The sequence below is a fragment of the Streptomyces sp. MGP-P1 genome (genome assembly GCF_057766565.1).
In genome coordinates this window covers 407,082-431,371 of record NZ_JBYMEM010000007.1, presented here as the reverse complement: position 1 = coordinate 431,371, position 24,290 = coordinate 407,082, and the positions used below count along the sequence as shown (strand labels likewise).

Genomic DNA, 24,290 nt, shown 5'->3' with positions numbered 1-24,290 from the left:
GTTCCGGGCCGCGTCGTTCACGAGGGTCGGCCGACTGCAGGACCGGGCGATTCACGCGATGATTCCCGGACGCCCGACCTTTCCCATACGATCACAATTCAACAGTCAACTCAGGGCCGACGTCCCCACACGGGCCCCGTTCATGTGTGTGAGGAAGTCTCCATGCCGCCCTATCAGCCTTCCGCGGACTGGCAGTACGAGATCCCGACCGCGGGAAGCAAGCGCCTGCCGCCCGCGGCCCGTTACGTCGAGTCGCTGACGCACCAGGGATACGGCTTCGAGGCGGCCGTCGCCGACCTCGTCGACAACTCCATCGACGCGGGCGCCCGTAACGTCGTGATCAGCTTCCTCCGCGACGACCAGCGGCTCGTGGGGCTGCTGGTCGTGGACGACGGCTCCGGCATGAACGACGAGACGCTCGACACCGCCATGACGGTCGGCGGACGCCAGGAGTACGGGGACAGCTCCCTCGGTCACTTCGGCGCCGGCCTCAAGGCCGCCTCGCTCTCGCACGCCGACTCCCTCACCGTGATCAGCCGCACCAGACGCAGTCCGTCGACCGGCCGCCGCTGGCTGACCGCCAGCGCCCGGGCCGACTTCACGTGCGACATCGTGGACCCCCGCTACTGCCAGGCGCTCGTCGACCGCTACGACGGCCTGATCGAGTGGCACGGCACGATCGTCCGCTGGGACCGGGTCCGGGCCTTCGAGACGATCACGGCCGGCCAGGCCGACCGCTTCCTGAACGACGCCATCGAGAAGCTGGAGACCCACCTCGGTCTCCACCTCCACCGCTTCCTGGCCCGCGACGACTTCAACGTCGACATCGTCGTCGAGGACGTGACGACGCGGGAGGAACTCGACCACCGCGGCGTCGAGCCGATCGACCCGTTCGGCTACCGGATCTCCGGCCGGCCCGGCTACCCGCGCACCTTCACCGCCCCGGTGGAGGGCGTCGGCGAAGTCCCGCTGACCGCCCACATCTGGCAGCCGAAGTCCCCGCTGGTGAGCTTCCGGGGAATCGGCCCGCTCGCCGAGCGCCAGGGGTTCTACATCTACCGCAACGACCGGCTCGTCCAGGCGGGAGGCTGGAACAGCACGCGCACCCCGGAGAGCCACCTCGCCCTCGCCCGGATCGCCGTCGACCTGCCGGCCGAGGCGAACGACGTCTTCAGCCTCACGGTCAAGAAGGACGGCGTGAGCGTCACCCCGGCCTTCGCCCGCGGCCTGGAGCAGGCAGTGGACGGCGCCGGGAACGACTTCGCGTCCTACGTCAAGGAGGCGGAGGCGACCTACCGGGAAGCGGCCCGGCGCGCCACCGAACCCCAGCGCAAGGCGGTTCTCCCCGCAGGCAAGGGCCTCGACCCGCGGCTCAAGCGCACGTTGCGCGACGAGCTGCCCGAGCTGGAGGGCGAGGACCCGATCACGTTCCGCTGGGACAGCCTGCGCTCCGACGTGTTCTTCGAACTCGACCGCGAGGAACGGGTGGTGAAGCTCAACAAGGAGTACCGCCAGGTCTTCAACGGCGGGCGCCGGGGCGGTCTCAACGACGCCCCGGTGGTGAAGAGCATGCTGTACCTCATGGTCAACGAGATCTTCCAGAAGGAACGGGTCCGGGCCACACACATCGACAACATCGCCCTCTGGAACAGCGTCCTCGTGACGGCCGCGCGCTGCGAACTCGCGCGCTGACCCGTTCCCTCACGACAGCCCCGTTCCCGCCGGAGAAGAGATCCGCCACATGACCGACCACCTGCTCCACCTCCATGGCGACGTCCTCGCCGCGATGCGCCGCGGGCCCAGGGACTTCGCCAGGCTCGCCTTCGCCCTCGCCGACGAGGAAGAGCCCGCCGACACGGAACAGAGCCGGTTCCGGGACCGTGTCGCGGCCTCGGGGCCGGGCGACGAACTGACCACGCTGTGGCACCGGACGCTCACCGCCTGGGACCTCGCGGAGCAGGCGGACTGGTCCGCGGCCCCGCCCCGTACGGACGAGCGGCGCGCGGACGCGTACGACCGCCTCGGCTTCGACGCCGACCTGCGCAAGGTGCTGGACCACGCGGTCCCGGTGTTCAAGGAGCCCGGCCCCACGATCATCAGCACCACGCCGACCTCGTGGTACTCCCGGGACACAGCCGCGGTCCGGTCCTTCTACTGGACCGCGTACGAGGGGCTCCTGCGCCGCAAGGGCTGGTCGGACGCCGCCGTGGCCGGCCTCGACGAGGCGAGCCACGCCGTGGTCGAGCGGCTCGCGGACCCGATGCGGCCCGACGCCTACGGTGCCCGGGGCCTGGTCGTCGGATACGTCCAGTCCGGCAAGACCGCCAACTTCACGGGCGTCACGGCGAAGGCCATCGACGCGGGCTACCGCCTCGTCATCGTCCTCGGCGGCACACTGAACCTGCTCCGCGGGCAGACCCAGCGCCGCCTGGACATGGAGCTGATCGGTCAGGAGAACATCCTGCGCGGCGCGGACCCCGACGACCCGGAAGCCCTGATCGGCGTCGACTACCAGGACGACGAGGACTGGCCGGAGAAGTTCGTGAGCCACCACGGCCGCCCGTCCACGCTCGGCGCCTTCGACATCGAGCGGCTCACCACCCGGGACGACGACTACCAGAGCCTCGCCACCGGGATCCGCGCCCTCGAGTTCGACAAACAGGTCCGCACACAGCCCCTGCACGTGCCGGACAACCTCCACCGCGCCGCCGCCCGCGTGATGGTCGTGAAGAAGAACAAGTCCGTCCTGAGCAAGCTCATCAAGGACCTCAAGAAGATCGGCGACCCGCTGCTCTCCGAGATCCCGACGCTGATCATCGACGACGAGTCGGACCAGGCGTCCGTCAACACGACGGACCCGAAGAAGTGGGAGGAGGGCAAGGTCACCCGTACGGCGATCAACCACCAGATCTCCGAACTGCTGGGACTCCTCCCCGCGCCCAGTACGTGGGCTACACCGCGACGCCGTTCGCCAACGTCTTCGTCGACCCGGGCGACGGTGAGGACATCTTCCCGCGCGACTTCCTGATCTCCCTGCCGCGTCCGACGGGCTACATGGGCGTCCAGGACTTCCACGACCTGGACCGTACCGACGAGTCGGCCGTCGGGAGCGCCGAGCGGGCACACGTACGCGGCATCCACGACGACGCCGACGGAGACCGACTCGCGGAGGCACTCGACGCCTTCGTCCTCTCCGGCGCGCTGAAGCTGTACCGCGCGGCGCACGACCCGTCTCTGGAGGGCAACTTCCGGCACCACACGATGCTCGTCCACGAGTCCGTACGCATGGCCGAGCACGCCGCCCTGGCCCTGCGGATCAGCTCGATATGGCACCAGGCCGGCTACACGAGCCAGGAAGGCCACGCCCGCCTGGAGGCCCTCTTCACCTCGGACTTCCAGCGCTTCGCCGACGACGGGCTGCCCACGCCCGCCTCGTACGAGGAGCTGAGGCCGCACGTCTCCCGCGCCCGCCAGCTGATCAACTCGGGCGGGACTCCGGTGCTCGTCGTCAACGGCGACACCGAACGCGACTACGACCAGCCCGAGCTGGACTTCGACCGGACCCCCCACGTGTGGAAGATCCTGGTCGGCGGTACGAAGCTCTCGCGCGGCTTCACGGTCGAGGGCCTGACGGTGACGTACTACCGCCGCAGGACCCAGCAGGCCGACACCCTGATGCAGATGGGCCGCTGGTTCGGCTTCCGCCCCGGCTACCGCGACCTGGTACGCCTCTACATCGGCCGTGCGGAACCCGCGGGCAGGACCAGGACGGTCGACCTGTACGAGGCCTTCAAGGCGATCTGCCGCGACGAGGAGACGTTCCGCGCCCAGCTCACCCGCTACGCCACCCTGATCGACGGCAAGCCGCAGGTGACCCCGGCCCAGATCCCGCCCCTGGTCTCCCAGCACCTGTCCTGGCTGAAGCCCTCCGCCCGCAACAAGATGTTCAACGCGGAGCTGGTGGAGATCCGCTCCCCGGGCGAGTGGGTCGAACCGACGGCCTACCCGACCGCCCCGGCGGACCTGCGCCACAACGCGGAGGTGTGGCGGCCGGTGCTGGACCTGCTCGACGCCGGCCCCGTCACTGTGCCGCGTGACATACCCGCCGGCGGCCTCGGCGACAGTTTCGAGGCGCAGATCGGCACTCTCGATCACGAGGCGTTGCTCAAGGTCCTCTGCGAACTGCGGTGGTCGGTTCCCTCCCAGTTCTCACCCCATCTGGAGTCCCTTCTCTCCGCCGGCGAACGCGCCGACGGCATCGACGACTGGCTGGTGATCCTCCCGCGTCAGACGTCGTCCCGTCGTGTCGAGGCGAGCGTCCTGGGGTCCCGTCCCCTCTCTCGCCCACCGTGCTCGGCGGCGTGGCGATCTCTTCGGCGCCATCAGTGAGCCGAAGCATCGCGAAGCCGCACTACGGATCGCACGCGCGAACGACGCGGCCGGCCGGGCCGGTGACGCAAGCCTGGAATCGTTGGCGCGCGAGCGGCGCGGCGTGATCGTCCTCTACCCCGTGGTGGAGGAGAAGCCCCCGGCCGTGTCCCCTACGGGTGCGATAGCCCCGGAGCGTCTCGTCATGGCCTTCGGTCTCGTCGCGCCCCGCTCCTCGACCGCCCCGCAGAGGAACCTGGTGCGCTTCCGGACCGTCGATTCGACCAGGAAGAGCTCCGTGATCATCGACCGCGGGGCGGGCGGTTCGTAGGAGACTGGTGATGATGAGCACGGTCGAACCCTCGTCCCCCGGCGTCTCCGCCCGGATGAGCCGCCAGGTGAGCCGCGACACCAAGCCCGAAGTCGCGGTGCGGAAGTTGCTGCACGCGGCGGGCTACCGCTTCCGTCTGAACGTCCGTGTTCCGGACATGCCCCGGCGCACGATCGACATCGCCTTCACCAGGGCCAAGGTCGCCGTAATGATCGACGGCTGCTTCTGGCACGGCTGCCCCGTGCACGCCACGCAACCGAAGTCGAACGCTCAGTGGTGGCGGGAGAAGCTGGACCGGAACATGGCCAGGGACCGGGAGACGTCGGAACACCTGGCTGCGGCAGGATGGACCGTGCTGCGATTCTGGGAGCACGAGACGCCGGAGGGGGCCGCCGAGCTGGTGGCGGCGGCCGTCGACGGAAGGCGTGGAAGGAACGAGGACGGGGGCCCATGAGCAAGCTGAGGTTCGTCGATGTGTGCGCGGGGGCCGGGGGACTGGCCCTGGGTTTCGAGAAGGCGGGTTTCGATCCCGTACTGCTGTTGGACAAGAAGCGGATCGCCTGCGAGACGCTCCGGATGAACCGACCGGCGTGGAACGTCCTGGAGGCGGATCTCCTGGACTTCGACCCGGCCGAGCACCGGCAGACCTACGACGTGGATCTCCTGTCGGCCGGACTTCCCCGGGTGAAGTCCAACGCGACGGTCGCGAGGGTCGAGACGGAGGAGGAACAGCGGCTGCTGGAGGCCTCGGTCCTCCTCGCCCATGCCATCCAACCGCGCGCGCTGGTGATCGAGAACGTTCCGGGGCTGGTCGACTCCCCGAAATTCGAGACCATCCGCGATTTCATCCGGAAGGAACTGGAGCACCTGGGCTACCGCTTCTGTTGGTTCGTCCTGAACGCCGCCGACTTCGGAGTGCCGCAGGATCGCAAGCAGGGGGTGCTCGTCGCGCTCAAGGACGAGTACTTCGACGCGTTCGAACCGCCGGCTCCGACGGTCACGGAGCACCTGCCGGTGGGTCGAGCGCTGCGCGGATCGGTGGGCGCCCGCGGTTGGCCCGGCGCCGACGCCTGGGCGGCACAGGCCATCAGTGTCGCTCCGACACTGGTGGGCGGCTCGGACAAGCGGGGAGGTGCGGACCTCGGGCCGACGGGTTCGAAGAAGGCATGGGCCCGGATGAGGGTCAACGGTGGAACGGTGGCCGACGAGGTTCCGGGTCCGAACGACGACGTGGCTGGGTTGATCAAGCTCACGGACGCGCAGGCGGCGATCCTGCAGGCGTTTCCGCGGGAATGGCGGTTCGCGGGAAAGAAGACCGCCCGCTACCGGCAGATCGGCCACGCCTCTCCCCCTCCGGTCGGAACTGCGCTCGGGCGGGCCGTCGCATCCGCCCTGAAGGGCTGATCCGCAGGCCGGGGAGGGCGCAGGAGGAAGCGCCGTCCCCGGTCTGATCGCCGGCTACACTTGCACACCATGACCCACCCCTCTCCCCCTTCACTCCCCTCTGTGGACTTCGGGATCGTTGATCTCTTCGCAGGGCCCGGCGGCCTCGACATCGCCGCCACGATCATGAAGGGCGAGGGCGTCGAGAGCATCGGTATCGAATGGGACGACGCCACCCGCGCCACGCGTGCGGCAGCCGGCCTCCTGACCACCGACGTGAAGGATGTAGCCGAGCTGGGCCCGTGCGACCCCTCGGTCTACGAGGCCACTGTGCTCACCGGCGGGCCGCCCTGTCAGTCGTTCTCGGTGGCGGGCAACCGCGAGGGTCATCAGGCACTCGAAGACGTGAAGCGGCTGGCCTCCCGGTTGATGGAGCAGAAGGACAAGGCTTCGTTCGACGTGGCCTGGAAAGAGGTCAAGGGCGAGACCGACGCGATGTCGGACAACCGGACCGGGTTCGTGCTGCAACCACTGCGCTGGATCATGGAGGCGATGCTCGAGCGCGAGCGGCCGTACAAGGTGATCGTGCTGGAGCAGGTTCCGACCGTGCTTCTGGTGTGGAAGCACTTCGCGAAACTCCTCCGGGGTGTCGGCTACGCCGCCGAGGCCCACGTGCTGCACACCGAGGATTTCGGAGTTCCGCAGACACGACGCAGGGCGGTCCTGATCGCCCAGTACGACCCGGAGAACGTGCACCGTAGGGTCCTCTTTCCCGAGGCAACGCACCAGAGGTACCGGAAGGGCGCCGTACGGCTTCCGCCCAGGGATGCCGCTCAGAAGGCATCGTTGTTCGACGACGTCGAGCCCTGGGTCTCCATGGGAGACGCGCTCAGCGGCACACGGACGAGCGAGTTCGTCATGGTCTCCAACTACGGGTCCGGCGGCGACCCGAAGAAGCGGGGTCGTCGTGAGTCCGGGGAGCCCGCCCCGACGGTCACCGGCAAGGTACGACGCAACCGTCTGTACACCTTGCGGAAGGACGGCGCGGGCGAGATCGTGCTCAGGCCGGAGGACGAACTCGAACGCCTTTCCCCGCGGGAGGCCGGCCTGCTCCAGTCCTTCCCCGCGAAGTACCCCTGGCGCTCCACCGATGTGGCCCAGCAGATCGGGAACGCCGTCCCGCCGAGGCTGTCGCTGCACATCCTGAGTATGGCGCTGTTCAACAAGCCTCCGCGGGATGAGTGGTACGAGCAGTTGGAGAAGTGGAGCCCCCAGGACGAAGCGCCACAGGCGACGACTCCGGCGGCGTCCGTCCGGTCGGCGTCTCCTCAGGTCTCGGCGCCGACCCGTTCGTCCGCGTCCGGCCGCCCCCTCACCGGTGCTTCGGCGAAGAGCTCCGCGAAGTGATCGACGAGTACGTCCACCGAACGCTCCGGAGTCTTCTCTTCGTACGGCCCCACGGGCAGCTCCCTGCGCGGGACGGCCGGAGCTGACTCCGCCGCCTCGATCCACTCCCGCAGGGGCCTGCCGTCCCGTTCCGCGTCGGGCGCGATGACGTCGTACATCAGTGTCGCGGCGGAAGCGTTGATGGCCGCCACCAGTGCGTTCACCTCCCGGCCGGTCCGCACGGTGCCGCGCTCCATCAAGCGAAGGGTCGCCTGCGCCGTCGGCCGGTGGTCGATCACGTCGACCCGCAAGGCGGTGTTCAGCATGTCCTGGTTGGAGCACACGGTCACCACAGGTCCGTAGTCGGGACCGTCGCGGAACAGCTCGGCGGCCCACCAGAGGCGCGCGAAGGCCTGGATGTCAGCCGGCCCCCGGAACCGCCGTGCGGCGACCTTCGGTGCTGCATCTTTCGACTTCGCGACCAGGTGGCGCCAGACCACGTAGTCCGGAGCCACCCCCAGGGCCAGGTAGTTCCAGATCCGGCGGTCGGCCGCCTCCCGCCGGGTGAGCCTGAGCGTCGCGTGGAGGCGCGGTGCCAACCAGGCGTCGGCGCTGGTCGGTCGGTCGTCCCGGAACTTGTACATCGCGTCGTCGATCAGATCGCGCACCGGGGCCAGTTCAGCACGGCTCTCGCCGTCATGGGGCAGGGGTTCGGTGACCTTGTTGAGCGCTATGGCCTGCGCGTCCTCCTTGCCCGACAGCAACCCTTCGGTGAGGTACTGCGCCGCGTTGAGGTCCGCGAGCAACGCCATGCGCTCCGGGAGAAGATTAGGCTTGTCGGTCATGCGTCGGTCCCCCGGTGGATGCTGTCCAGGCCACGGATGGTGGCGCTCAGCGCCTTGGGCACGTCGCCCCGGCGCGTGGCGGCGTAGTGGATGCGCGGCTGGAGATCGGTCCATCCGGAAGTTCCGGTCCGTCTCCGATGGACCTCCCCCAGCGCGTCCTCGACCGGGAGATCAGGCACGACGTCGGGCAACATCTCGCGCAGCACCTCGCCTCTCCAGTCGCGGGGGAACAGCGGTGTGCCGTCGTCCTCGATCTCCAGGTCGCCGATGGCGGTGTGGAAGACGGCGGTCCACACGTCCGTGCACATCTGGGCGAGGAGCAGATCCCGCACCATGTTGTCGACCGAGGTTCCGTTGCCGCCGACGAGGTCGACGACTCCCTCGAAATCCTTGTTGATGTGGACGACGGGAAGGTCACCGGACGTGTCCACGGCCCAAGGCACCTCCTGGAACCGACGCAGCCACTGCGGGCCCTCGCCGAATCCGACCTCGACGACCTCGAGTTCCCTTTCACGCAGCGGAGCTTCGGCCTTCAGGTCGATGATCCAGTCCTTGGCCGAGGAGGCGATCTCGCGTCCCGGCACACCGTCCACCGTGGCGACGGCGTGGACGGACATCGTCGGCCGGTCCAGATGGTCCGCACGCCACAGGTCGAGGTGCCCCTCCCACTTCCGCCCGTTCTCCGCACCGGGGGCGAGGGCCGTGGAGATCCGTGTGTTGGTGGCCCCTTCGCTCAGCACGACGACGACCGCCAGGTCGGTCCACGGGCTGTCGGGAGCGGTCGCCCGGCCCGGCACAGTGGCCGAGACCTTCATACGGAGCCACTCCCAGTCGTCCCGTTCCGCCGAGCCGGGCGCGACGACCTGCTCGACGGCGGAGAAGGCGCTGGTGTCGAGAGGGTCCCTGATGTCGTCCGGGCCCCGCAGCTCGACGGAGGTGACCCGGAGCGACACGACACCGGGAAGTCGCTGATACGGGTATGCCCTCATGCCTGGGCCCCCTTGTCGGTGCGGAGCTCCACGACGAGGCCGCTGAACTGGGCGCGTACGGGATGGGTGGTTACGTCGGTGGTTCCCCGGAAGGTCGCGGTGCGTGCGCCGGGGACGAAGCGGATCGTGCCGTCGACGACTTCGCAGTTGTGCACGGCGACCAACTCCGACCAGGCCAGAACCGGTCGAGGCCCGGAGCGCACGTCGAGCTTGGCCACGGGCGCGGGGCGCCAGGAATCGCCGCCGGCGGGAATCTTCATCTCGGCCATGACGCACCACGCACCGCTGTCGTCGATCCTGGCGTCGAGCTCCACCAGCGTCGGCGGCCCGGCCGGGGGCGTGGGTCGAGCCGTCTTGCGCCCTCCCACGGACAGACGCTTGCGCAGTCGTTCCGGGCCGCCCCTGCGACTCTTCTTGGGCAGGGCGACCAATTCGCGCACGGCCTTGTTCGCCTGGTTCGTGAGTGCGCCGATCCGCCGGTACGCCGAGGGCGAATACAGCATGCGCAGTTCCTCGGTCTGCCCCCACTTGTCGTGCTCGGGCGGTTCGGAGGCGCGCAGGAAGGTCTCGGCCTCGTCCGCGAAGGGAGCGTCGTCCCCTGCCGCTCTGCCCGCGAGCAGGACGGCCTGGAACGGGTTGGTGCCCACCGGCAGGCCGGGCACCCAACCGCTCTTGACCGTCATGCGGTTGCCCCGCATGGTCGTCACCCGGTTCGGCTTTCCGTCGTCGCCGTCCTCGGCCTCCGTGACCAGTACGACCGCCCGGTGCTCGACCGCGTTTCCGCGACCGGCGGGGGCGGGCACCATCAGAGGCACGGTCGCCATGGCCACCTGCCCGGACTCCGTCATCCTGTCGACGGTCGTGCCGTCCAGGAACGCCTGCAGTGCGCGTGTCCGGGAGGGCTGGGTCTCCCGAGGGTCGACCCGCGTCTCGGGAATGATCTCCACGCCATTGCGGAGCGTCCTCACCGACGCCTCCAGCAGGGGCCGCTGTTTGCCACCGCCGGTCATGGCCGCCCAGAAGTTCCGGCCGAGCGCGTCCTTGAGGCGGTGGTGCATGCGGTGCACGCTGTCGTCGTCCTCGACGTCGGCCTCGGTGTCCGTCCCTTCGACGAGGCTGGCCACGTCGTGCGCGCCGACGATGAGGAAGGACGTGCCGGGCTCGGCGCTCTCCCGGGTGAGGTGGAGGCGCTCCACGCTCTCCTCGTCCGCCCACCACGAGCGGGCCACGTTCACGTCCTCCGCCTCCGGGTCGGGTCGACCGAACCAGGCGGGGCCGGCCCACGGCTTTCCGTCCACCTTCCTCCAGGGAAGGTCGAGCCGCCCGACGAGCCGACGCTCGGTCCGTCCCTCGTGCGGTTCCGACAGGGTGGAGTTCATGAGGACCAGGCCGAGACGGCTGGTCGCCCAGAGCGTCGCCTTGCCCAGGCCATAAGACCCACCGGCGCCGCTCACCGACTTCTGACTGTCGAGCTGGCGACGCACGACCGCGGCGAAACGGCCGGTCTCGTAGTCGTCGCCCGTCAGGCCGGAGGCGTTGTAGTCGTCGATGCGGAGGAGCACCAGCCGGTCCCGGGCATACATGTCGCTCAGTCCGGCCGCGATCATGCGCCCGACCTTCTGGTCCTGCTGCGCGGCCGCCTCGTAGTGCGGCAGCAGGTCGTCCCAACGAATCTCGTCGCGGAACCGGGCCAGGGTCTCTCCCGACAGTTCGTGCAGGGTGTAGCGAACCCGGACCGGCTGGGCGAGGTCGAGCCGCTCGTCGAGGCTGTTCTGGGTCGCTTCCCGGGCGAGGACGCCGACGTCCGCCTCGAAGGCGAAGGCCGCGGCATTCCCGAACTCGCGACCGCCGTCGGCGTGTCCGGGACGGTGGTACCAGGAGATCGGCAGGCCGGCCAAGGTGTCGGCGGTACGGGTGTGGATCGTCCCCAGGTCCGTGCCCAGCGCCTCGGCGATCTTGTGGATGGTCTCCTCGCGAGGGGTCGCGCGGCCCGTGATCCAGGCAGAGACGGCCGCCCGCGTCATCCCGACCCGCTGAGCGAGATCGGCCTGACTCATGCCCGACTGCTTCAGCTGTCGGGCGAGCCACGGTCCGAACTCCATACCGGTGTCCAACATCGCGTCACTCCTCAGCTGCGGCGTAGGCCATGACCTGCACACTACACCCCTTCGTTTGACGCTGACGACCCGTCCGACAATGCGGTTTGACACCTTCCTCCGGAGGCTTCTTCTATACCTTCAGCCCCTTGAAGATAAGTCCGGAGATGCACCGAAAGGGGAGTCTGGGCAGAATCAGCCTTCTCATCCTCTTACTTCTTCTGCGCCCTAGATGCGCACCCCAACAAGCATTCCGAAGAGGAGAGGAACGCTCGCGACAAAGCCTTGCGGGCGACCGTTTCGGCCCTGTAGCTTCGGGGCGGAAGCGCCTCACCCGACGCGACCGACCCTCTCCTTTCCGGGGGCATTTTTCGCATGCCATAAATCACTTCGAGGGTCGAAAAAGAAATCCTGTCCGGGAATCAACAACCCCCTTGCCCGGGCCGGGAAAATGCGCTTGGCTTCTGGAACGTTCATCGCTCACGCTCTTTTCGCTCCGACCCGCCATCGACTCTCTGCTCCCGAAGAAACCTTTCATCCCGGCGACCGCACCCGTCACCCCGGGCGCTCCCGCCCTTCTGCACGTGCGCCGTTCTCCATCACGCCCGGTACACATCCACAGAGCCCAGGGGGCACCGCCATGAACATCGACCCGCCCGATCCGGACGACGGCCCGTTCGGACTCGTCGAACAGTACGATTCCATCGAAGACCCGCACCTGCGGTCCGAGTTCCTCGATGCCGTCGGAACGACGCGTTCGTACATCAACGCCCTCCGGCTCCGGCGTGACAAGGCGGCAGCCCACAATGCCTCCGCCCCGGAGGCATCCGGCCCGCCGGAGGACAAGAAGCCTCGGCACCGCGTTCCGCGTCGGCCGCTCCGTAACCGTGGCATGACCGGCCGCCCGCCGAAGTACGCGGGCTCCGTCCGGAACAAGCGCCGCCGGAACCGCGCGCGCCCGGAATTCGTCGTCATCATCTTCAAGCTCGCCTGACCCGGCACATCGTCGGACCTGGAACTCCTATCGTGGAGTCGGGGCAGGTCGCATCCCCCGCTGCGGCCGGCCCCGGCTCCACCCGCGTTCAGCTCACGGCCACGGATTGGAAGACTTTGAACCACCCCTATGTGACGGACAGTTCGGGCGAGACCTCCGTCATCCGGACGATCATCGATCAGTCGGCGCGCGTGCTGGCGGCGTATCGGATCGATCCTGGGCTGATTCTTGAGCACGCCAACGGCGAACGGCGCATCACTCAAGGCGGTTACGGGGACCGCCAATTGTTCGAACTCGTACAGAACGCCGCGGACGAGATCGCACACTCCCCGGGCGGGAAGGTCCACGTCGTTCTCACGGCTGCCCATCTGTACTGCGCGAACGAGGGAAAGGAGGTCACGGCGGAAGGCGCCGAGACCATTCTCCGCATGAGCGTTTCGAAGAAGCGCGGAGGTCAGATCGGTCGCTTCGGTGTCGGAGTGAAATCGGTCCTCGCCGTCACCGACACACCTCAATTCTTCAGCACCTCAGGGGCATTCGGATTCGACCGGGCCTGGTCGCACGAGGAGATCCGGAAGGCCGGCGGGGACGCGGTGGACGCCGATTTCGAGGCCCCCGTCCTGCGCATGGCCCGCCCCTTGGACGCCGCGAAGGAGCGTTCTGCCGATCCGGTCCTCGACGAACTGCTCGGCTGGGCCACGACCGTGGTGCGTCTTCCTCTCCTGCCCAAAATGGCCGATCGACTCGGGCACGACATCCACGCGGTCACCGGCAGCCACGTGGCGCAGCGGGAGTTCCCCGCACGCTTCCAGTTGTTCTCCCACCATGTGGGCACGGTGGTTCTGGAGGACCGGCGGCCCATGCCGCAGATGCGGCGGGAGATCACGGTCGAGCACGAGGGCGTTGCGCATACGATCCACGAGGCTCGTACGGGCAAGCCGGAGTCCCACGCCACCTGGAAGGTGTTCACCCACGCCCACCGGCCCACCGAACGGGCGCGGGCCGGCGCGGGCGAGATGCACGACCGGGTGACGATCGACGTCTCGTGGGCCGTACCCGAATACACCGGTGACTCGGTCCTGACCATCCCCAGGGGGCGGGGGGAATTCTGGTCGTTCTTCCCGACCAAGTACCCCATGACCCTGGCAGGCATCCTGAACGGAGCCTGGAAGACGAATGAGGACAGACAGAACCTTCTGGACTCCAGCCCGTTCAACGAGGAGATCATCCAGGTAGCGGCGAAGCTGGTCGTCGCATCACTGCCGCAGCTGGCTCCGGCCGAGGACCCCGGTGCCTATCTCCCCTTGCTCCCCGGTCGGACCAGGGAGTCGGAGACCCTCAACTGGGCCGACAAGTATCTGACCGAACAGATCTGGAAGCTGACCGCCGAGCTCCCTTCCCTTCCCGACCAGGACGGCGTTCTGCGGGTTCCCCGCGAGTTGCGCGTCCATCCCGCGCCGGTGGGCAAGACACCGCTCAAGCTCGACTGGCTCCGGATGTGGAACGCCTACCCGGGGCGTCCGACGGACTGGGTCCACCCCTCCGTGGAAGCCGCCGAGTTCCGTGCCGGCAAGGTCGGGCACATTCTGGAGCAGACGAGGCAGGGGCGGGCGACCGTTCGGGAATGGTTGGAGGCCCTGGTCTCCGACGGTACGGCCGAGGCCTCCGCCGTCGCGATCCGCATCTTCGCCGCGATGGTCCACGAAGGGTCGTCCTTCGCGGACCAGGCCCGCGCGGCCCGCATCGTGTTGACCGAGGAGAGCGGGTTGGTGCCCGCCGTGGTGGGCAAGGTCTTCCGCCGGGCCGTCCAGGACGGACTGCGGGACGGTACGACGTACGTGGACCCCGCTCTGTCCGAGGACGAGTCGCTCATCCAGGACCTCAACACCATCGGCATTCGGGAGGCCGATTCCCGGGGGCGCTTCATCGGAGTTCTGGAGCAGGGCTTCACCGGCTACGGTCCGCAGGACTGGGCACGGTTCTGGGAGCTGTTCCACAGCGCGGGCGGCAGCCAGGTGAGCGGCGAGGTGATCGCCCGCCTGCCCGACCCGATGTCGACGCTGTCGGTCCGCACCGTGGACGGGCGCTTCCACCGCATGCGGGACTGTCTGCTGCCCGGGCCCGTGGTGCCCTCCGACGGGAGCCGGGACCGGTCCGTCGCCGTGGACCTGGCCTTCCACTCCGACGACCGGATGGTCTTCCACGAGTTCGGCCTGCGTGCGGCACCGACCGCAGGTCACCGTCCGTCTGCGGACGAGGCGTGGTTCGTCGAGTACTCGACGGCGATCTACGACAGTTACTGCCGCACCCTGAGCAGCAACGCGGCACGCCCGAGCCCCACCAGGCTCAAGCTGGAGGGCTCCCCCGTCGGCGGGCCGTTGCACCTCCTGGAGCTCCTGTCGGACGAGGGGCGAGCGGCCTTCGTGAAGGCGTTGCCCGACGGGAGCGTCATCGACACCTGGACCATGCAGTTCGGCACCCAGGTGTCCACACGCAAGCCCGTTTACTCCCCGTTGCGTTGGATGCTGGTACGGCTCGGCCGGGTCCCCACCTCGCAGGGCGTCGTCCCGCTCTCCGACGCCGTGGGTCCTCAGCTGCACGCGTACGCCGATGTCCTGCCCGTCGCGGACATCAGCGCCGAGAAGGCCCGCAAGCTTCACCTGCCCACGCTGGTGGAGGACGTGCCGCCGAAGCAGTGGGCCCGTCTGCTCGAACAGCTCGGCTCCAGCGACGACGACACTTTCGTCGGGCGTACGTACGTGATGCTGACCCGGCTGGGGGTCGACTTTCCCGAGGGCGAGCTCACCCGTTGCCGGATCGGGTCGGAATGGTCCGCGCGGGAGGACGACAAGATCGCCGTCGCGGCCTCCGAAGCGGAGTACCGCACACTGCGTGCGGAGCAGATTCCGGCGCTGTCGGCAGGCAGTGACGAGGACGCCGCCCTGCTCGTCAAGACGTGGGGCATGCTCCGGTACAGCGATGTCGTCAGCAAGGAGACGCGGCATGTGGGTATCGGCGAGCCCACCCTTCTGCACGACGAGTTCCCCACGCTCCGCCAGCGGATGGGAAATGCCGTCAACAACTACCGGCTGCAGCCCTGTTCCGAGCTGGAGGAGGTGACCCGTACCCCCCAGGGCACCCGTCCGACGCCCCTCAGGAGCGCGCTCCAGGGCAACACCGTGCTCGTCCTCGAACCAGCGGACCGGCTCGCTGCCCTCGTGGCGGTCGACCGTGAGCTGCGCTGGGGGCTGAAGGAAGCGGGATGCCGGGCGGTGCTCGACGCCCAGGAGCGGCAGGAGGCCGACCAGCAGCTCCAGGCGGCCCTGCGCCGGGTCCGGGAGGCGGAGAGCGTCGAGGAGAAGCTGGAACTGCTCATCGGCGAAGCCGCGCTCCGGGCGGGTCTGCCGCCCGGCCTTCTGGAGAGCGAGCGCGCGGAGCTGGGAGACGTCGAGCCGTCGGCCCGCCGGATCGCGCGGATGGCGTACAACGCCCACGGGGACGGCGTTCTGCGGATGCACGCCCGTGATCTGCTGGCCGCCTATCCGAGTCATGCCCCGTCCGGCTTCACCGGCTCCTCCCCAGCGGTGAAGTTCGTCTCCGACTTCGGCTTCCCCGACTCCTTCGCCGGCACCAGGACTCCATCGCTGCCGCCGAGGATCGAGATTCAGGGTCCCACCGAGTTTCCCCGTCTGCACGACTACCAGGAGCGCCTCGCGGCGAGGGTCTTCGCGATGCTCGACCGGTTCGCACCACAGCGCGGGATGCTGTCGCTGCCCACCGGCGCGGGCAAGACCCGGGTGGCGGCGGAGGCCGTGATCCGCTGGGTCAAGTCCGTGGGAGAGCTGGACGGTCCCATCCTCTGGATCGCCCAGACCGAGGAGCTCTGCGAGCAGGCCGTCCAGAGCTGGGGCTTCGTCTGGTCGAAGGTCGGCGCGGAGAGCCCGCTCACCATCAGCAGGCTGTGGACCACCAACGAAGCGGGTTCGGTGAGCGATCGCCCGCATCTCGTGGTCGCGACGGACGCGAAGCTCCGGAACTGCCTCGACAGCGCGGGATACGCCTGGCTCCGGCAGGCGAGTCTGGTCATCGTCGACGAGGCGCATGTCGCCATCTCGCCCCAGTACACGAAGATCCTCGAACAACTCGGACTGACCGCAAGGGATACGGCTCGCCATCTGCTGGGGCTCACCGCGACCCCGTTCCGCAACACGAACGACCCGGAGACCCGACGCCTGGTCCAGCGCTTCGGTGGACAGCGCCTCGACGACGGTGTCTTCCCGACGGATGACGCCTACGGGGAACTGCAGGAACTCGGCATGCTGGCCAAGGTCGATCACCGGGAACTTCTCGGCGGCACCATCGAGCTGACCAACGACGAGAAGGAGCGGGCCGACCAGATGAGCCTGCTGTCGAAGGCCGCCGAACAGCGTCTCGCCGACGATCACGACCGCAACAAGCGCATCCTGGAGGAGATCGGCGAGATGCCCGCCGACTGGCCCGTCCTGGTGTTCGCCACGTCCGTGGCGCATGCCAAGTTCCTCGCCGCGAAGCTCAAGGACCGGGGCATCACCGCCGCTTCGGTGGACTCGGCCACCTCGACGGGAGAGCGCAGGAAGAGCATCGACGACTTCCGTCGCGGTCGCGTGCGTGTCCTCACGAACTACGGTGTTCTGACGCAGGGGTTCGACGCTCCGGCCACCCGGGCCGTGGTCGTCGCCCGCCCGACCTACAGCCCGAACGTCTACCAGCAGATGATCGGTCGTGGTCTTCGCGGTCCCGGCAACGGAGGCAAGGAGACCTGCCTGATCCTCAACGTCCGGGACAACATCACCAACTACGGCAAGGCGCTCGCCTTCACGCAGTTCGAGCACCTGTGGAGGGCCAAGTGACCGACGCGTACCACGCCACCCCTCACCTGACCGAGGAGCAACGGGCCGTGGTCGAGCAACCCTGGGATGCCCGGTTGCTGGTCACCGCGGGCGCGGGGGCCGGCAAGACGCACACCCTGGTCCGTCGGCTCGACGCGCTGATGGGGCACGAGGACGACGCGCTGGAGGCGGGTGAGATTCTGGTGCTCAGCTTCTCGCGCGCCGCGGTCCGAGAGCTGCGCGAGCGCATCGCGCTGCAAGCCCGGGAGGCACGCCGGGTCCGGGTGCAGACTTTCGACTCCTGGGCGTACTCGGTGCTGCGCGCGGAGCAACCCGATCGTGATTGGGGTGCGCTGCGCTTCGACGAGCGGATCAGGGAGACGACCGAGGCCGTTCTCCGGGGCGCGGTCGAGGAGAGCGAACAGGGCGCCCCCGCCCACGTGGTGATCGACGAGGTCCAGGACCTGGTCGGTGACCGCCGGGACATGGTCGAGACGCTGCTGGACCGCTTCCAGGAAAACTGCGGGTTCACGGTGGTGGGGGACGGCGCCCAGGCCATCTTCGGCTTCCAGGTCTCCGACCAGGACGCCCGTGCCGCGGAGACCAACTACTTCTTCGACTGGTTGCGGGCCTCATATCCGGACGATCTGGTCGAACTGCACCTCACCACCAACTTCCGGGCGCGGACACAGGAAGCACGCACGGCGCTCGCTCTCGGCGGCGCGCTCAAGAGGCTGCCGTCGGACCCCGCCGAATCCGACGCGGCGGGTGAGAAGTTCCACCGGCGGCTAACTGATCTCCTGCGAGCGTGCCCCGATCTCAGCCCTCTGGAGGAGCGGTCGACCGTCGAGTCGCTCCGCGGCTACCCGGGCACCTGCGCCGTTCTCTGCAGGGACAACCGGCAGGCTCTGGTGCTTTCCGAGAAGTTGTTCTCCCTCGCCGTGCCGCACCGGATCCAGCGTGCGTTGCAGGACCGGCCTGTTCCGGCCTGGGTCAGCTCCGTGCTGCGGGACACCGGTAGTACCACGTTGACCCAGGAGCGCTTCCTGGAACTGCTCGCCGCCGCCTCGACCGCTCCCGTCGGCGACCCTGCGAGGATGTGGCGCTCCCTACGGGGCGCCGCCCGCGCGCCCAGGGGGCTTATGGATGTCTCGGCGGTGCGGCGACTGGTGGCGGAGGGGCGTTTCCCCGACGATCTGGCGGCCGTGGAACCCTCGGGCCTGGTGGTGTCGACCGTGCACCGGGCCAAGGGGCTCGAGTTCGATCGGGTGATCGTGGTCGAGCCGGCCACCACCGCGGAGCTGCGCAAGCAGCACAGCCACGTGGACCCGGCGGCCGAAGCTCGTTCGCTGTACGTCGCGATGACCCGCGCCCGGGACGACCTGTTCCGCATCGCGGCACCGGACACGGCTCTCGTGCGCCGGGACCGGGTGACCGACCGGTGGTACATCGGCGGGTGGAAGCCGTACATCCGCGACGGCATCGTCGCCGGCGGGCAGGACGTGTGCCGGGAGCACCCGCCCGGCACGGACGGCTTCGTCGACGACGCGGCAGCCGTTCAGCACTACCTGTCGTCGTCGGTCTCGCCGGGTGACGTACTGACGCTCCGCCCTCAGCACGAGATGGCCGTGGCCGCCGACCAGAGCCCTCCGTACACCGTCTTCCACGGGGATCGCCCGATCTCCGTCGTCTCGGAGCGGTTCCGCAAGGACCTCCACACCTCCCTGAAGATCAACAAGACGTGGGAGATCAACTGGCCGGTGGAGATCACCGGCTTCCGGGTCGACTGTCTGGAGAGCGTCGCGGGCAGTACCGCGTCCGGCGCACGCGCCGGGCTCGGCGATCGCGGCGTCTGGACGGTGCCCCGCATGTCAGGTCTCGGGCGCTACAGGCGCGCAGCAAGGAACACGCAGGAAGGCATCGTCGGATGACGGACGGAACCAGCACGCACGCCGCCCACTACGCGCTCCGGGAGGGTCTCGTCGAACAGCTCCGCAGGGACCTGCTCGGCCCGGGCTCCGCCGACGAGGTCATGACCCAGGATCCGCCGATCACCACCTATCCGATAGGGGTGTTGTTCCCGAGGGCCTCCGATCCCGAGTCCGGGCGGGCGCTCCAGGAGGACGCGGCCGAGAACGACGGACTCGACGACGCTCCGCTCGTGCGGAGGGGCCGGGACTTCGAAGATCCGCTGCCCGAACTCGACACGGCCCATGTAGGCGACCGGCGCCCCTCGTCGATGGGGCTGACCTTCGCCGTGGACCCGACGATCGCCCCCCGACTTCTCGTGCACACGGACGTCGCGGCCTACGATCCGGTCGACACCGAGGGGCGCCCGGTGGCCGCCGAGCGGGCCGAGGCCCGCACGGTGTCCGAACAGAAGGAGCGGTGGCGTCGGCGCGCGCTGTCCGTGCGCCCCGTGACCGTCGATGTGAGCGTGCCCTGTCGCTATCGGCTGGACGACATTCGCCAGGGCAGGACGCCGGACGAAACGCTCGACGACCCGGCCTTGGACGTCGTCGTCCGGCCGAAGGCTTCGGGGAGCGGCACGGTCACCGTGACGATCACGCTGATCAATACGCATCGCGTGGGCAAGTACGCCCTTCAGGACGCGTTCTGCCTCTACCAGCCGCGCCTGACCGTGACCACCGAGTCCGGTGCGCCCGGCCTGGTGGACCGTCCGTCCGAGCGTACGGTGATCGACCCGGAGGTCGCCACGAGTCGACTGCTGCACCGGCACGCGCCGACCTTCGCGATCGGCCACGGCTGCTCGGCGGACTGGGAATGGACCCCGCCCCCGATCGGTGACCCGAACGTCGGACGCGCGGCGATCTCCACCGTACGCACCGAGTTCGTCCCGGCGCACGAAGTGCTTCTCACCGACTCCAACCCCGACATCGACGCCTCGGCCCTCACCATGGAGGGCCTGGCGACACGCCCCGAGAACGAGGTCCTGGCCGCGCTCAACGACCTGATGGCCGGGTACGCGGGATGGATCGACCGCAAGGAGGCAGAGGCGGAAGCCTTCCGGCGTACACCGCACGAGGCTCCGGCACGGAAGCAGATCGAGCACTGCCGAGCGGCCCTGGCCCGCATGCGTCGAGGCATCAGGGTCCTCGGTACGAACAGCGAAGCGATGCGGGCGTTCCGTCTCGCCAACCGTGCCATGTCCCAGCAGCGGGGCCGCAGTGAGTGGGTCAAGAACGGGCGGGTGGGCGATCCGGACACGTCCGCGAGTCGGTGGCGACCGTTCCAGATCTCCTTCGTACTTCTCTGCCTCGAAGGAATCGTGGACCCGGAGCACGACGACCGCCACATCGCCGACCTCCTCTGGTTCCCCACCGGTGGTGGCAAGACCGAGGCGTATCTCGGTCTGATCGCCTTCACGACCTTCCTGCGCCGCATGCGGCACAAGGAGTGGGGCGGGGGCGTGACCGTGCTGATGCGCTACACCCTGCGACTGCTCACCCTGCAGCAGTTCGAGCGTGCCGCGTCCCTGATCTGCGCCATGGAGCGCATTCGTCTCGGTGACGAACGGACGCTGGGGACGGAACCCATCTCCATCGGCATGTGGGTGGGCCAGTCCGCCACACCGAACAAGCTGTCGGTCGCCGAGGAGAGCCTCGTGGAGCTCCGGAAGGAGAAGGAACTCCAGGAGAAGAATCCGGTCCAGTTGCACGCGTGCCCCTGGTGCGGCACGCGCATCGACGCGTTCCAGTACGAGGTCGACGAAGAGGCGAAGCGGATGCACGTCCGCTGCCCCAACACGTGGTGCGACTTCCGCGACGGGCTGCCGGTCCACCTGATCGACGAGGCCGTCTACGACGCGCGCCCGACGCTGGTGATCGCGACCGTCGACAAGTTCGCTGCCATGCCGTGGCGCGAACAGACCGCCGCGCTGTTCAACCGTGATCGCGAGGACGGCACGCCTCCTCCGGAGCTGATCGTCCAGGACGAGCTGCACCTCATCTCAGGGCCGCTCGGAACGCTCACCGGGCTGTACGAGACGGCGGTGGACCTGCTCGCGAACGAAGCGAAGATCATCGCGTCGACGGCGACGATCCGTCGGGCCTCCGAGCAGGGCAACAGTCTGTTCGCGCGCAAGGTCGCCCAGTTCCCGCCGGCGGGCATCGACGCCAGGGACTCGTGGTTCGCCGTGGAAACCCCCAAGGAACACAAGGCGAGCAGACAGTACGTCGGCCTGCTGACGCCGAGCACGAGCCAGTCCACGCTGCTCATCCGTACGTACGCCAACCTGCTCCACCGGGCCGCGCAGGGCAAGGACGACGAGCAGGTCCGGGACGCCTACTGGACGCTCGTCGGATACTTCAACAGCCTCAGGCTGTTGGCCGCGGCCGAGCTGCAGGTCCACGACGACGTCGAAGCGCACCTCGGCTACCTGGCAGACCGTGAAGGCAACGTACGGCGAAGGATTCTGGAACAGACCGAGCTGACGAGCCGCGCCAACTCCAGCGAGGTGCCGAAGCGCCTGAAGCAGGTGGAGCAGCGGCTGGGGCACCCCGATGTCGTGGACGTTCTTCTCGCCACGAACATGATCTCGGTCGGCGTCGATGTGGACCGACTCGGCCTGATGGCCGTCATGGGGCAGCCGCAGACCACGGCCGAGTACATCCAGGCGACCAGTCGGGTGGGCCGCCGCCACCCCGGCCTGGTGGCCGTGATGCTCAACTCCAATCGCTCCAGGGACCGTTCGCACTACGAGAGCTTCCAGCACTTCCACTCGGCGCTGTACCGCGAGGTGGAGTCGACCAGCGTGACGCCGTTCTCCTCCCGCTCCCGCGAACGGGGCCTTCACGCCGTCGTCGTCGCCCTGGCCCGGATCCTGATCCCCGCGGCCCGTCCGAACGACGGTGCGGGAAGGATCGACGAGTTCCGCGACGAGCTGGACCGGATCGTGCGGACCACACTGCTGGCTCGGGTCGAGAAGGTCGACAAGGAGGAGTACGAGGCTACGGCAGACGCCTACGACGAGTTCGTCGAATGGTGGGCCGATCTGGCGGCATCCCGGGGCGGTCTGCTCTACGAGCCGAAGCGAGGCAAGCGGACAGCCTCGCTGCTGTGCGCGTTCGACGACGAGGACCCCGACGAGAACGCCTGGCAGACACTCTGGAGTCTGCGCGATGTCGATGCCGAGTCCGGTCTGTTCATGGAGGCAACCCGATGACCCCGCCCCCCGCCCGACGCCGCCGGACCGGAGCCCCCGAGCGCAGTTATCCCCGCCGCGGTTCCGTCCGGCGCGCCCAGATGATCACGACCTACGGTGTCGGCTCGATGGTCGCTGTGGACAACGAATCGTTCATAGTGGCCGGAACCGACTCCTGGAACATCAGCGACGCACCCACCATCCACGAGCACCGCTTGGCCCGGGTCCTCGGGGTGAAGTCGTTCCGCCTCCCGCCGGCATCGGACGACACGAGCAAGGACGGCGTGCACGTCCGCCGGTTCCCTCTGTGGCATTCCTGCCCGGAGTGCCACGCCCTCCAGCACGTACGACAGTTCAACTCCCCTCCGGGGAAGAACGAATGCGGTGACTGCGAGGAGGATCTCGTACCCTCACGCTTCGTCATGGCCTGTGCGAAGGGCCACATCGACGACTTCCCGTACTGGAAGTGGGTGCACCGCAAGAACCGGCAGGAGGGCGAGACGGGTCTCTGCGGCGGAGCGATGCGACTGCGCACGAGCGGAAAGACCGCCTCCCTCCGGTCGGTCCTGATCTCCTGCACCTGCGGAGTGCCCGAGGTGTCGATGGAGGGCGCGTTCAGCGGAACGGCCCTGTCGGACCTGAAGGTGTTCTGCAGCGGCAAGCGGCCCTGGTTGAAGGAGGCTCCGACCGATCACTGCTCGGAGAGGCCGCGCACACTGCAGCGCGGTTCGTCCGTCGCCTGGCAGCCGATCGTGCGGACGGCGTTGTCGATCCCGCCGTGGAGCGACGAGCACTTCACCCGGCTCGAAGACCACATGGATGATCTGCGCGAGATGTACGAGGCGGGCGACGAGCACGGCATCCGCGGCTTCCTCAAGGCCCTCACGCTGAAGAAGCCGTACGAGTTCTCCGCCGAAAGGGTCATCGCCCTGCTCGAAGCCGAGAATCAGGAGGACGGGGCCCCCGACGGCGACGCCTCCGTGGACAGTGCCTTCATCGCGTTGCGGAAGCAGGAATACGAGCGCCTGATCGCGGGTCAGCCGGAGAAGGGAACCGGTCACGAGGACCGGTTCGTCTGCGAGCCGCCTCGTTCCTCTCCGACCGTACTGGCCCCGTACGGGGTCACGGGTCCGATGCTGGTGAAGCGGCTGCGGGAAGTGCGTGCGCTGAAGGCGTTCTCGCGGGTCGACACCCCGGACACCCGCGCGGACGTCCACGAGGCGGCCCTGTCCCTGAAGGAACTCGACTGGCTGCCCGCGATGGAGGTCCAGGGCGAGGGCGTCTTCCTCCGGCTCGACGAAGAACGACTGGACGACTGGGCCCGGAGCGTCGCCGTGGCGGCGCGTGCCGATCGCATCCGGAACAACCACACTCGCATGACGCGCGAACGCGCGCAGGATCCGGACTCCGTGCCCGACTCGCCGGCCTCCCCCCGCATGATTCTCCTCCACACTCTGGCGCACGCTCTGATCAACGAGTGGAGCCTGGACGGCGGCTACCCGGCGGCCTCTCTGCGGGAACGGCTGTACACGAGTGACGCCATGGCCGGAATTCTCATCTGCACCGCGACGAGCGACTCCGCGGGCAGCCTGGGAGGCTTGGTCGCGCAGGGCGAACCCGGGCGTCTCCGCGGTTCCTTGGACTCCGCCCTGGACAGAGCGCGTTGGTGCTCCGCAGACCCTCTCTGCGTCGAGTCGGAGGGAAGCGGTGTCGGTGGTATCAACATGGCGGCCTGCCATGCCTGCGTGCTGCTGCCGGAGACGAGTTGCGAGCACAACAACGGTCTGCTCGACCGTGCTCTCCTCGTCGGCACGCCGGAGGATCCGTCGATCGGATTCTTCAGCGACCTGCTGCGTTCCTGAGCAC

General features: G+C 68.6%; 12 protein-coding genes and 1 pseudogene. 10 read left to right on the top strand and 3 right to left on the bottom strand.

All coding sequences use genetic code 11. The annotated features are described in order from the left end of the window. Nucleotides 1–162: 162 nt before the first annotated feature. From AC3CH1_RS23605 to AC3CH1_RS23585, 5 genes and pseudogenes are all read left to right on the top strand, one after another. A complete protein-coding gene (locus tag AC3CH1_RS23605; RefSeq protein ID WP_488464753.1) occupies nucleotides 163–1,692 on the top strand; it encodes an ATP-binding protein in 1,530 nt (509 codons plus the stop codon). Between the two features lie 49 nt (nucleotides 1,693–1,741). Next, nucleotides 1,742–4,699: pseudogene (locus AC3CH1_RS23600) on the top strand (Z1 domain-containing protein). Between the two features lie 13 nt (nucleotides 4,700–4,712). After that, complete coding sequence (locus AC3CH1_RS23595; RefSeq protein WP_488464752.1) at nucleotides 4,713–5,153, top strand: very short patch repair endonuclease; 441 nt, start codon at nucleotides 4,713–4,715, stop codon at nucleotides 5,151–5,153. Then, the gene (locus tag AC3CH1_RS23590; RefSeq protein WP_488464751.1) at nucleotides 5,150–6,103 is read left to right on the top strand and encodes a DNA cytosine methyltransferase; all 954 of its coding nucleotides are present in this window, start codon (nucleotides 5,150–5,152) and stop codon (nucleotides 6,101–6,103) included. The genes AC3CH1_RS23595 and AC3CH1_RS23590 overlap by 4 nt, the downstream gene beginning before the upstream one ends. 69 nt (nucleotides 6,104–6,172) lie before the next feature. After that, nucleotides 6,173–7,489 carry a DNA cytosine methyltransferase gene (locus AC3CH1_RS23585; protein WP_488464750.1) on the top strand — a complete coding sequence of 439 codons (1,317 nt, stop codon included), beginning with the start codon at nucleotides 6,173–6,175 and terminating at the stop codon, nucleotides 7,487–7,489. Here the strand turns inward: AC3CH1_RS23585 and AC3CH1_RS23580 are convergent. Genes AC3CH1_RS23580 through AC3CH1_RS23570 form a run of 3 tightly spaced genes read right to left on the bottom strand, consistent with a single transcriptional unit; the run spans nucleotide 7,411 to nucleotide 11,419 of the window. Continuing rightward, a complete protein-coding gene (locus tag AC3CH1_RS23580) occupies nucleotides 7,411–8,313 on the bottom strand; it encodes a DUF6339 family protein (protein WP_488464749.1) in 903 nt (300 codons plus the stop codon). The genes AC3CH1_RS23585 and AC3CH1_RS23580 overlap by 79 nt on opposite strands. Further along, nucleotides 8,310–9,302, bottom strand: a complete 993-nt coding sequence (locus AC3CH1_RS23575; RefSeq protein ID WP_488464748.1) for a hypothetical protein — start codon at nucleotides 9,300–9,302, stop codon at nucleotides 8,310–8,312. Before AC3CH1_RS23575 ends, AC3CH1_RS23580 begins: the two co-directional genes overlap by 4 nt. Further along, nucleotides 9,299–11,419, bottom strand: coding sequence for a helix-turn-helix domain-containing protein (locus AC3CH1_RS23570; RefSeq protein WP_488464747.1), 2,121 nt, complete (start codon nucleotides 11,417–11,419; stop codon nucleotides 9,299–9,301). The genes AC3CH1_RS23575 and AC3CH1_RS23570 overlap by 4 nt, the downstream gene beginning before the upstream one ends. 619 nt (nucleotides 11,420–12,038) lie before the next feature. Here AC3CH1_RS23570 and AC3CH1_RS23565 point away from each other — a divergent pair. The 5 genes from AC3CH1_RS23565 (at nucleotide 12,039) to drmB (ending at nucleotide 24,286) form a co-directional block, all read left to right on the top strand. Continuing rightward, nucleotides 12,039–12,392: a hypothetical protein gene (locus AC3CH1_RS23565; RefSeq protein WP_488464746.1), complete on the top strand. Its 354-nt coding sequence runs from the start codon at nucleotides 12,039–12,041 to the stop codon at nucleotides 12,390–12,392. A gap of 116 nt (nucleotides 12,393–12,508) precedes the next feature. Then, nucleotides 12,509–17,281 carry a DEAD/DEAH box helicase gene (locus AC3CH1_RS23560; RefSeq protein ID WP_488464745.1) on the top strand — a complete coding sequence of 1,591 codons (4,773 nt, stop codon included), beginning with the start codon at nucleotides 12,509–12,511 and terminating at the stop codon, nucleotides 17,279–17,281. Then, complete coding sequence (locus AC3CH1_RS23555; RefSeq protein WP_488464744.1) at nucleotides 17,278–19,191, top strand: UvrD-helicase domain-containing protein; 1,914 nt, start codon at nucleotides 17,278–17,280, stop codon at nucleotides 19,189–19,191. The genes AC3CH1_RS23560 and AC3CH1_RS23555 overlap by 4 nt, the downstream gene beginning before the upstream one ends. Further along, complete coding sequence (locus tag AC3CH1_RS23550) at nucleotides 19,188–22,445, top strand: helicase-related protein (RefSeq protein ID WP_488464743.1); 3,258 nt, start codon at nucleotides 19,188–19,190, stop codon at nucleotides 22,443–22,445. The genes AC3CH1_RS23555 and AC3CH1_RS23550 overlap by 4 nt, the downstream gene beginning before the upstream one ends. Further along, nucleotides 22,442–24,286 (top strand): DrmB family protein, encoded by a 1,845-nt coding sequence (drmB, locus tag AC3CH1_RS23545; RefSeq protein WP_488464742.1) that lies wholly within the window; start codon nucleotides 22,442–22,444, stop codon nucleotides 24,284–24,286. Before AC3CH1_RS23550 ends, drmB begins: the two co-directional genes overlap by 4 nt. Nucleotides 24,287–24,290 lie beyond the last annotated feature (4 nt).